This window comes from Mesorhizobium sp. WSM3859, assembly GCF_002295065.1.
Classification (GTDB): Bacteria; Pseudomonadota; Alphaproteobacteria; order Rhizobiales; family Rhizobiaceae; genus Mesorhizobium.
On record NZ_NSGG01000008.1, the window covers coordinates 287779 to 298184 of the forward strand.

A 10406-nucleotide genomic window follows, 5' to 3' on the forward strand; every position below is an offset into this window, starting at 1 on the left:
TGTTCGGAACGCCAGCGTCTCACTCCGCTGGAACACCCCTCATCCGTCTCGGCGCTATCGCGCCGATCCACCTTCTCCCACAAGGGGAGAAGGGGAAAGTGTGCGCTCAGGCCTTGGCTGTTCTGGCACCCGCGCCAAGCGCCATAGTGCGCAGGACGTAGTAGACGGCGCCGGCGATCGCCACACCGAAGAACCAGCCATAGACGCCCCACCAGGACGGCAGCAGGTTGGTGAAATTGGGCAGGATCGAGGAGAAGATCGCGCCGATGCCGGCGGCGATGAAGGCATTGACATGCCAGCCGCCCTGGAAGCGGAATTCGCCGTCCTCGCGATAGAGCGCCGGTACATCGACCTCGCTTTTGCGGATCAGATAGTAGTCGACCATCATCACGCCGAAGATCGGTCCCATCGTCGCTCCGATGATGCCGACGAAATGCGCGGCGCTGCCCTCCCACGGCGCGAAGGGATAGAGCACCAGCGCGATCAATGCCGCGATGTAGCCGCCTTTCTTGAAGTCGATCTGACGCGGGAAGACGTTGGAGAAGTCGAAGGCCGGCGAGACGAAATTCGCCACCACGTTGATGCCCAGCGTCGCCACCGCGAAGGTCAGCGCAGCGAGGGCCGCCAGGAACCAGCTGTCGAACTTGGCCGAGATCTGGTCGGGGTGGAGCAGCACTTCATGGTAAACGTCGTAGGCGGCGATCGTCGTGACGCCGGCGACCAGCGAGAACAGGATGAGGTTGACCGGCAGGCCCCAGATATTGCCCTTGCGCAGTGCTGCAGTGTCCGGCGCGTAGCGGGCGAAATCGCAGAAGTTGAGATAGAGCGCCGAGAAATAGGTCACCCAAATCGCCGCGGCACCGAACAGCGCGGTCCACGACCCAGGGTCGCCTGGAATGCCGGCGTCGGCGGTCTTCTCGCGCAGCACGTCCATCGGGATGTCGCTGGTGAAGGCGAAGCTGCCCGATTTCACGCAGAGATAAATGGCCAGAAGCAGCATCATCACCCACACGGCGGGGCCGGCCCAGTCCTGGAAGCGGCGCACCGTCTCCATGCCTTTCTGGATGATCAACAGCTGCAATGCCCAGATGACGACGAAGCAGATCACCTCCAGGGTCGAATGTCCCAGAAGATGCGAGGTCTTGTTGAACTCGTCGAACCATTGCAGGCGCGTCAGCAGCGCCACGATGGCCCCCGACGCCGCGGCCGTCTGGGCACCGTACCAGAAGCAGGCGACGATGGCGCGCACCAGCGCCGGAATGTTGGCGCCCCAGATGCCGAAGGAGGCGCGGGCAAGCACGGGGTAGGGCACGCCGGTCTTCACGCCGGCATAGCCGACCATGTTCATCAGCGCGTAGATGATCAGCGAGCCGATGCCGATGGCGATGATGAAGTTGACGAAGCCGCCGCAGAACAGAAACAGGCTGGCCGCCAGATAGTAGCCCCAGAGGCTGTGGACGTCCGAAGTCCAGACATTGAAGATCGAAAACGGTCCCCAGTTCCTGACCGTTGCCGGAGCCAGATCCTCGTTATAGAGGTCAGGCGATGCGCCTTGGATGGTCATGTCGTTGTTCCCCTTCTTGCAAACGCGCCCTCACGCGTTTGACCGCAGAGGTTAAGCCTGACGCTGGGGAACCGGCAAGCAATCCATTTGCCGGCTTTCGCCTTAAAGATATTCAATGAGAATCGCCGTTATCCGCCGCCTCCAAGCCTGCATCGGGCTGAGTCGCCATGAGGCCTTATGCGGATGCCGGGTTCCGAACTTTTTCCATCGGCAACCAAATTTGTTTGGAACCAAGGCGCTGGACGTGCGTTTATGCTGGTTCGACTGCACTGCGGTCGGCCGGGAGGATAATCATGGATCGCTTGCATTTCTTTACCCCAGTGCGAATTGCGCGTGGGCAGGGATACCCTGTGGAGGAAGTCGATAGCGTCTCCGAGGCGATGGTGTTCCTGCGGAAATGGCCAACGGGCAGACGCGGCCCGGTTTATCAATGCGCCCTGAATTGCTGTGCGGCGGCTATGTCGGGCAAGATGTCGGCTGAGGAAGCGAGGAAAGCCTTTGTCGGCTTTGCCCGCATCACCCGGCTGCTCGACGACGACATGGCGCTGCCACTGGGTGGTGCGTCGATGGACAATGTCTACGCGCTGCGGCGCTAGTCGAAAAATCCTTTTGAAATCAAAGCTCTGCGTCGGCAACGGCGCGGCATGTGAGGCGTTGTTGGTTCCAGGCCCCGCCGTTTTGACTCGTCAAGAGCGCCATTTCCTTTTTGCCAATTTCTAGAAGCCAACGCTTTCGAAATAGCAAAAGCGTTGAAAATACTTATTCGATTTCCGCGCAAAGTATCTTTAAACCTGTTGGCGCTATTCCTACGTCATCTATTGTTATGTCTATCAAGGCAACACCGATGTAACATCGCTTACGGCCACGCTTGTCCTAACGGGGGACTCGGGACGCGCGGTCACTTCCCATGCAATGAGCAGCCCAAAGGTTCGACACGCCCTTAGCGCGGCGAGCGTGTGGGTGCGCGATCTCCCCGCTTTGTCAATCAACACCAAACGGGTGGCCGTCGGGTGGATCAACCCGTGCGCCCCATAGGAGACAAGAGATGGAAGTCCTGCAATATCTCGACCCGATCAAATGGACGGCGATCGAGGTAGCCGTGCTGGTCATCGTGCTGGCGATCCTGTTCCGGTGGAGCGGCGTGGTCCGCTACATCCCAAACGACAGGCTCGGCATCCTGGAAAAACTATGGAGTTTTCGCGGCTCTGTCAGCAATGGCTTCATAGCGCTCAACCGCGAGGCAGGCTACCAGCCGGAAGTCGTGCGCGGCGGCCTGCACTTCTTCATGCCGTTCCAATATTCGATGCATCGCGCCAATCTCGTGACCATCCCGCAGGGTCAGATCGGCTATGTCTTTGCCCGTGATGGCAAGCCGCTGCCTCCGACGCAGACACTTGCTTCCAACACCGACGCCGATGATTTCCAGGATGTGCGCGGCTTTCTCGAGAAAGGCGGACAGAAAGGACCGCAGCGCAAGATCTTGCGCGAAGGCACCTATGCCATCAATCTCGCACAATTCGTCGTGCTCACCGCTCAGTCGACGTATGCCGTCAATCTGAGCTCGTCGGAACAAAGCCTTTTTTCCAACATGTCCAGCTTGATCTCGGACCGGGGCGGCTTTGAGCCGGTCGTCATCCACAATGCCGAGGACATGATCGGCATCGTCACCATCCATGACGGTCCGGCCTTGCCGGACGGCGAGATCATCGCACCGACCGTCGCCAACGATCCGAGCGACCCGAACTTCCACAACAATTTTCAGGACCCGGAAAAGTTTCTCAATGCCGGTGGCTACCGCGGCCGCCAGCTGCAGGTGCTGGCCGACGGCAGCTACTTCCTCAATCGCATTTTCGCGACTGTTGAACTGGTCGAGAAGACGATCATCGACGTTGGCACGGTGGGTGTCGTCGTCTCCTATAACGGGCGCCACGGCACGGACATATCCGGGCAGGCATACCGTCACGGCGAGTTGGTCGAAGTCGGCGCACGCGGTGTCTGGTCGACGCCGCTGCTGCCGGGCAAGTATGCGTTCAATACCTATGCCGGCAATATCGTCACCGTGCCGACCACCAACTTCGTGCTCAAGTGGACGAAGGAACAGTTTGGCGAACACCGGCTGGACGAGAATCTGTCCGAAGTGTCCTTGATCACCAAGGATGCGTTCGAGCCTGTGCTGCCGCTCTCCGTCGTCGTGCATATTGATTATATGAAGGCGCCGCTCGTGGTGCAGCGTTTCGGCGACATCAAGCGGCTGGTCGAACAAACGCTCGATCCGATGGTTTCCGCTTACTTCAAGAATATTGCCCAGACAAAGACGCTGATCCAGCTCTTGCAGGAGCGCAGCGATATCCAGCACAAGTCGGGCGAGGAGATGCGCGAGAAATTCAATTCCTACAGTCTCGAGCTGCAGGAGGTGTTGATCGGTACGCCCCGTGCCGCCGATGGCCAGAACAGCATAGAGCAGATCCTGATCCAGCTGCGCGAGCGCCAGATTGCGGTCGAAAAGGTCGAGACCTACAAACTGCAGGAGAGGGCGGCTACGCAGGAACGCACGTTGCGTGAGAAGGAGGCGCTCGCCGAACAGCAAGCCAAGATCACGACGTCGGCACTTACCATCGAGATCAGTGAGAACGAGGGCAAGGCGCAACTCGCCCGCACCCGCCAGGAGGCGGAAACCATTCAGGTCACCGCCAAGGCAGAGGCAGAGAAGGTGCGCCTCTCCGGCCAAGGCGAGGCCGACATGATCAAAGCTGTCGCGCTCGCCGATGCCGAACGTATCAAGGCGACCGGTTTTGCGGAGGCCGAGAAGGTGCGGGCCATCGGCCTGGCGGAGGCCGAGGCCACCGAGAAGAAGGTCGCGGCCTTCGGCGGCCCGGACTATCAGCTCAACTCGCAGGTTCTCATGCGCTTTGCCGAGGCGATCGAGAATGGCAGGCTGCCGCTCGTGCCGCAGATCCAGATCGGCGCCAATGGCGGCGAGAAGGGAGCCGCCAACGGCCTTGTCGAGATGATGCTTTCGATGCTCGTCGCCGACCGGGTTGGACGGCAGACCCTGCCGGATGCGATCCCGGAACCGGCTGAGGAGGAATGATTGAGGATGGGCCGGCTGGACCGGCCCATTTTGCGCTCGGTCGAAACCTGGCGCGGCGACGCGCTCATGCCGGCCGCCTCGTCCTATCCGCTCAATTCTCCCTGAAGGAGCGGGTAAGGGAAGCCTGCACGGGGGCCAGCATATAGTCGAGAAAAGTGTGTTCGCCGGTCAGGATCATCACTTCGGCGGGCATGCCGGGCGACAGCCGGACGTCGTGCAGCTCCGCGAGATCGGCCTTATCGACCTTCACCTTCGCGAGGAAATAGGGCTCGCCGGTTTTCTCATCCGTCAGCCGGTCGGCGGACACCGAGACGAGTAGGCCATGGATCTGCGGCAGATGCCGGCTCGGATAAGCCGACAGCACGACGCGGGCGGGCATGTCCGGGTGGACCACGTCGATATCCGTAGGCCTGATGCGTGAATCGATGATCAGATTGGGCTCGTTCGGAACGATATCGAGAAGCGCCTGGCCGCTGGCAATCACGCCCGACTCGGTCGTCACGCGCAGGTTCATCACCGTTCCGGCGATCGGCGCGAGGATGTCTGTCCTCGCCAGCACATCCTGCCGGGAAGGCAACTGGCTGCGCAATTCGGCGAGATCGTTGCGTACCTTGGCAAGATCCTCATTGGCGCTTTCGCTGTCCTGCTGGCGCAGGTTGAGGAGCTGGAACTCGGTCTCGCCGATTTGCTGGTCGTTGTGGGCTACCTGGGCTCGGTTCGTCGCCTGATTGGCGCGGATGTCGGCCTGGGCGCGCTGCAGCGCCAATATCCGTGGCAGGCGTTCCAGGCCCTTCTTGTACATCTCCTGCGCGGAGGCGATCTCCTGGTCGATCAGTCCGAGCTGCTCGGCCTCGGCTGCCATGACGTCCCGCGCCCCGGTGCTTTGCTCTTCTATCTGGGCGATGCGTTTGTTCAGGATCTGGGTGCGCCCCTGACGGGTTGCCAGGCGGCTGTCGAGCAGCGCCTGTTCCTCGACGACCACCTTTCGCGCGATTTCGCTGTCGATCGACGTCAACTCCTTGGGGAAGGTGATCCGGTCCTGACCGGCAAGCTCCGCAACCAGTCGCGCTTCGGTCGCCAGCAGGCGGATATAGTGCCCCCGCAACTCGTCGTAGCGGCCTTGGGCCTGGGTAGTATTCAAGCTGATGAGAACCTGGCCGGCGCTGACTTTGTCGCCCTCTTTGACATGGATCGCCCCGATGATGCCGCCTTCCAGATGCTGGACGGTCTTGCGATAGCCCTCGGGGCTGACGACGCCGTTGGCGACGACGGCGCTCGCCAGGAGAGCAACGCCGGACCATGCGGCGGTGCCGCCGACGAAAAGGATGGCCGAAGCGTAGCCGAGCATCCGCGCGGGCCGCGTCCGCTGCCCCAGACTGCGCCTGCTGGCGCGGTAGGCGCGTGACCGTCCCGGGAGCAGCGCTGCAATCAAGATCAGGAAGATGCCGCCGCTCGCCGCCAGCAACGCGGTGCGAGACTGTTGGTCGATCCCATTCAACCAAACCGATACCACCGCACTGAGATCGCTGGCGGAGGCGGTCAGCTTGTCGGTAAGTTCGTGCACGCTGTCCGTCAGCCGGCCCAGCATTGCCGAGAACTCAGCAAATCGATCGCTCATAGCTCACTCCGCTGCCTTCAGGTTCGCCGGCGCATTGGCGGCGATCTTGCCCAGCATGGCCGCCGGCACCGGGATTCGCTTGGGCTGGCCTGCCAGCGCGCCGAGCACTTCGTCGTGCGTGCCGAACATCGAGATGGATCCATCCCGCAGGGCAACGATGTGATCGGCCGTGCGTAAAAGATTGATCTGATGAGTGACGAGAATTACGGTGCGGCCTCGCTCCTTCAGCTGCTGAAGCACACTAAACAGCGCGGTCTCGCCTTCGCTGTCGAGCCCGGTATTCGGTTCGTCGAGAACGATCAGCGGGGGATCGCCGAACAGCGCCCGGGCCAGAGCAATTCGCTGGCGCTGGCCGCGCGAGATCCTAGCCCCATGCGGACCGACGTCGGTGCGGTAACCGTTCGGGAGCCGCAGGATCATCTCATGGATGCCTGCGAGTTGCGCCGCGGCAATGATCGCTTCGCTATCGACGTCACGCAGGCGGCCAATGTTCTCGGCGATCGTTCCGGGGAATAATTCAACCTGCTGCGGCAGATAGCCGATATTCGGGCCGAGTTGATCCGAAGGCCAGTTCCAGACTTCCGCGCCATCCAGCCTGACATGGCCAAGCGAAGGTCGCAGCGCGCCGACGATAAGACGGCACAGCGTGGTCTTACCGGAGCCGGACGCACCGATCACGCCGCAGGTTTGCCCGGGCTCGACGCCGAAGCCTATCTTATTCAGTAGCGGCTGCGGCGTGCCCGGCGCGCAGTAATGCAGGTTTTCCAGCTTCAGCCGACCCAGCGGACGCGGCAAGGTAACGCCGGCATTTTGCGCCGACGCGGTTTCGGTGAAGAGCTTCATCAGGTTGCGGCGGGCGGCGCGTGCGCTGACCAGGCTGCGCCAGGCGCCGATCGAGCGCTCGATCGGCGCTAGCGCGCGGCTGAGCAGGATGGAAGCCGCGATCATCGAGCCCGCCGTCAATTCGCGGCGCAGGACGAGATAGGCGCCGAGCCCAAGCACGGCCACCTGGAGAGCGAGGCGCAGTGAGCGCGACAGGCTGCCGATGATGGTGGTGCGCCGGAAAACTCGGCACTGGAGGTGCATCAACGACTGCTGGTTTTCTTCCCAGCGCCGCAATGCCGGCTCGGACATGCCGAGCGAGCGCAATGTCTCGGCACCCTCGACATATTGACCGACCGCGACTTGGCTGCGGCGCAGCCCTGCCGCTGCCTCCTGTCCCTTGCGGCGGGTGAGGAAATCATTGGCGAGCGCGGCGCAGAACAACAGTGCCGCGCCGGCAAGGCCGACCACGCCCAACGCCGGATGCAACAGCCACATGAATGCCAGGAAGGCCGGCGTCCATGGCGCATCGAGAAAAGTCAGCATGCCGTCACCGGCAACGAAGCCGCGCAGATCCCCAAGATCCTTCGGGCCGGCCTCGATGCCGCTGCCGGCAAGGCGTGCCTCCATGGCTCGTTCGATCACCGGAACGCTGAGCTGATCGTCCAGCCATTGGCTGATATGGCCAAGCATCATGCGGCGGGCGTGTTCCAACATGCCGTAGACGGCGATGGCGCCGATCACGGCAAGGGTGAGCCACAACAGTGTGTCGATCGACCCGCTCGACAGCACCCGGTCGTAGATCTGCAGCATGTAGACGGTGCTGGCGAGCAGCAGAAGATTGGCGAGTAGGCTGAAGAGGAGGAGGGCGGGTGCCTGATGGCGCGCCAAGCGCATCACCTCCTGGAAGTTCGGTCTTGGCTGCATCACGGATACCCCCGTTTCCACGCCTTGCTGTTGTCGGGCCGGACGCCAGAGGAGGCGTCCGGCCCAAGTCGGTCAGGCGATGACGCCGTCCACGTGGTTGTCGTTGAAGATGCCCGTGCCATCGATGCCAATGGAGAAGCTGTCGTTTGCCGTGTCGCCGTCGGCATCGGCGATCTGCACGGTGAAGTCGAGCTTCTCGTCGGGCGCCGGCTGCGCCTGGCTGAGGCCGAAGCCGCCGATATCGAAGGTGTTGTTGTCGTTGCCCGAAATGCCGTCCGCGTTGCTGATGTTTTCGATCAGCACGCGGTCGTGGGTTCCGCTCGTCGTCCACGACACCTTGTCGCCGGTGCTCAGGCCGGTGATGATCAAGTTGCCGTTGGCGTCGATCGAGGCATCTGGAGTAAATTGCGTATTGCCTGTCTTGACGACGAAGTCGGTTAGCGAGAACGACGTGATGTTGACGTGTGTGTCGCCGGTGAGCCCGTCAACGAAATTCGCTCCCGGCTCCGCAGCGGTGCTGAAGGCCGTGATCTTGACGGTGACGGGTCCGACGCCCGGATTTGTCTGGTTGACGGTGAAGGAGGCCGAGGTTGTATTGAACACGTTCTGAAAGGCTATGTTCGCTTCGACATCGGCTTCGTTCTGGTCCAGATTCGGTACGAGGAAGTTCGTGTTTGCACCGGTGACGAAGGTGATGATCGCGCCCTCGGTGGGATTGATTGCGTTGCCGTTGACGCCGAACGAGGTGGTGCTGCCGGCTTGGCTGATGTTGAGCACATCCTTGGTCGTGATGTTTCCGCCCTGGGATTGGTTCAACGGGTCTTTCCCGATCACCACGATCTGGGTGGAGGTCGGATCGCCGAAGGTCATGAACAGGTTGCTGCCGGAGGGTGCCCCGGCGAAGCTGAAATTGAGCTCCGCAGGCGGCGGATTCTGGAGGACGTCGAAGGTGTAGTTGCCGCCCGATAGCGTCAGCCTGAAGAAGTCGATATCTCCGGCGGTGTGTGTGGAGCTGCCATCGACATCCTTGTAGTAGGTAGCGACAGTGTCGTTGCTGGTGAGGTCCCTGAGCAGGGTCAGCTGCGAGGACGTGCCGTCCAGTATCGTCAGGGTCGCCGGCGAGGCGGTGATGCTATAGGTTGCCGGATCATCCGCCCCGACCACTCCGCTGAGCGTCTTGGTCACCGTGCTGCCATTGGCGAAGTCCACCAGACCATCGGCGATAAGTCCGATGGCCGGGCCGTCGTCCTGGAACTGCACGGCATCGCCGATGCCGGTCGAGCTGGTCGCGGTGTCGCCGTCGCCGTCGGTGACGGTAACCACCGCCAGCAAGGCGCTGTCGGTAATGTTGACCGACTCGTCGTAGCTGCCACCCGGGGTCGGATGATGGATCGAGGCGTATTGCGCCACGCTGACGACGCCGCTGGTGCTGTTGATGGCGACGGCGAATGCCGCCGCGCCGGCGGCCGAGCCGATGCGGCCGACCACCAGGTCGCCTTCCTTGAACAGGAAGATGCTGGTGCCGTTGGTGGTGTCGAGGCCGGAATCCACGCCAGCGGCCGACACCGCCAGCGAGAATGCGGTCGTGCCGCCCTCCTGGTCGGCGCCATAGGAGCTTCCGGTGGAACTCACCACCGCGTTCGGATCCTGCGCGTAGCCGGTCGGGCTCAGGTCGGTGCTGACATTGGTGACGCCCGCGAACAGGCTGACGACGCCTGCCGCCGTGGTGTCGTCGGCATCGGCCTGGACGCCCGCGGTCTCGTCATGCGCCACCGTGGGAGCGCCCTGGACGATACCCGCCGTCGGGCCGTCGTCCTGGAACTGCACGGCATCGCCGATGCCGGTCGAGCTGGTCGCGGTGTCGCCGTCGCCGTCGGTGACGGTAACCACCGCCAGCAAGGTGCTGTCGGTAATGTTGACCGACTCGTCGTAGCTGCCACCCGGGGTCGGATGATGGATCGAGGCGTATTGCGCCACGCTGACGACGCCGCTGGTGCTGTTGATGGCGACGGCGAATGCCGCCGCGCCGGCGGCCGAGCCGATGCGGCCGACCACCAGGTCGCCTTCCTTGAACAGGAAGATGCTGGTGCCGTTGGTGGTGTCGAGGCCGGAATCCACGCCAGCGGCCGACACCGCCAGCGAGAATGCGGTCGTGCCGCCCTCCTGGTCGGCGCCATAGGAGCTTCCGGTGGAACTCACCACCGCGTTCGGATCCTGCGCGTAGCCGGTCGGGCTCAGGTCGGTGCTGACATTGGTGACGCCCGCGAACAGGCTGACGACGCCTGCCGCCGTGGTGTCGTCGGCATCGGCCTGGACGCCCGCGGTCTCGTCATGCGCCACCGTGGGAGCGCCCTGGGCGATACCCGCCGTCGGGCCGTCGTCCT

6 protein-coding genes are annotated in these 10406 nt (G+C 62.6%); 2 read left to right on the forward strand and 4 right to left on the reverse strand.

The genetic code is table 11. From position 1 onward, the window contains the following. Window positions 1–106 precede the first annotated feature (106 nt). Window positions 107–1564: an NCS1 family nucleobase:cation symporter-1 gene (locus tag CK230_RS19350; RefSeq protein WP_095818715.1), complete on the reverse strand. Its 1458-nt coding sequence runs from the start codon at window positions 1562–1564 to the stop codon at window positions 107–109. A gap of 293 nt (window positions 1565–1857) precedes the next feature. On the opposite strand from CK230_RS19350, the gene CK230_RS19355 reads away from it, so the two are divergent. Together CK230_RS19355 and CK230_RS19360 are read left to right on the forward strand one after the other, a co-directional pair. Next, entirely contained in the window at window positions 1858–2160 is a 303-nt protein-coding gene (locus CK230_RS19355; protein WP_095818716.1) for a DUF982 domain-containing protein, read from the forward strand. Window positions 2161–2609: 449 nt separating this feature from the next. Then, a complete protein-coding gene (locus CK230_RS19360; protein WP_095818717.1) occupies window positions 2610–4655 on the forward strand; it encodes a flotillin family protein in 2046 nt (681 codons plus the stop codon). A 91-nt stretch (window positions 4656–4746) separates the two neighbouring features. On the opposite strand, the gene CK230_RS19365 is transcribed toward CK230_RS19360, so the two are convergent. The 3 genes from CK230_RS19365 to CK230_RS33155 form a co-directional block, all read right to left on the reverse strand. Then, entirely contained in the window at window positions 4747–6273 is a 1527-nt protein-coding gene (locus CK230_RS19365) for an HlyD family type I secretion periplasmic adaptor subunit (protein WP_095818718.1), read from the reverse strand. Window positions 6274–6276: 3 nt separating this feature from the next. After that, entirely contained in the window at window positions 6277–8022 is a 1746-nt protein-coding gene (locus CK230_RS19370; RefSeq protein WP_245429972.1) for a type I secretion system permease/ATPase, read from the reverse strand. Between the two features lie 72 nt (window positions 8023–8094). Then, window positions 8095–10406 (reverse strand): DUF5801 repeats-in-toxin domain-containing protein (locus CK230_RS33155; protein WP_245429973.1); only part of this gene is annotated, 2312 nt, incomplete at its 5' end.

Coding starts and splice junctions, on each gene's coding strand:
- CK230_RS19350 (WP_095818715.1), bottom strand. CDS start 1,564: ATGACCATCCAAGGCGCATCGCCTGACCTCTATAACGAGGATCTGGCT.
- CK230_RS19355 (WP_095818716.1), top strand. CDS start 1,858: ATGGATCGCTTGCATTTCTTTACCCCAGTGCGAATTGCGCGTGGGCAG.
- CK230_RS19360 (WP_095818717.1), top strand. CDS start 2,610: ATGGAAGTCCTGCAATATCTCGACCCGATCAAATGGACGGCGATCGAG.
- CK230_RS19365 (WP_095818718.1), bottom strand. CDS start 6,273: ATGAGCGATCGATTTGCTGAGTTCTCGGCAATGCTGGGCCGGCTGACG.
- CK230_RS19370 (WP_245429972.1), bottom strand. CDS start 8,022: ATGCAGCCAAGACCGAACTTCCAGGAGGTGATGCGCTTGGCGCGCCAT.